Source organism: Sphingobacterium sp. UBA7253 (genome assembly GCF_002472745.1).
In the GTDB taxonomy this organism is placed as follows: Bacteria; Bacteroidota; Bacteroidia; order Sphingobacteriales; family Sphingobacteriaceae; genus Sphingobacterium; species Sphingobacterium siyangense.
This window is the reverse complement of the sequence record NZ_DKSP01000181.1, coordinates 5262-5604: the sequence shown is the minus strand read 5'-3', so window position 1 is coordinate 5604 and position 343 is coordinate 5262. Positions and strand designations below refer to the sequence as shown.

Genomic DNA, 343 nt, shown 5'->3' with positions numbered 1-343 from the left:
TTCATTCAAACCATATATTATTGACACCCATCGGACAATGTAGACTACCGAAATAATCGCAACATTTATTAAATTTGATTGACATCAAATCCCATTGTGATTTATGAAAAAAATAGGCTTTTTATCTTTTGGCCATTGGTCCAAGCATCCCGCATATAGTACGCAGACCGCAAGCGATACTTTATTGCAATCCATCGATCTAGCAGTAGCTGCTGAAGAAATAGGCATAGATGGTGCATATTTCCGTGTACACCATTTTGCGAATCAGCTAGCATCTCCCTTTCCTCTATTATCGGCCATTGGAGCCAAAACCTCCAAAATTGAGATCGGCACCGGCGTCATC

At 40.5% G+C, this 343-nt stretch carries 1 protein-coding gene; it reads left to right on the top strand.

Annotated features, from left to right (window positions below):
• Positions 1-103: 103 nt before the first annotated feature.
• On the top strand, positions 104-343 hold a 240-nt coding region (locus B2X72_RS18530; RefSeq protein ID WP_286851000.1), incomplete at its 3' end, for an LLM class flavin-dependent oxidoreductase.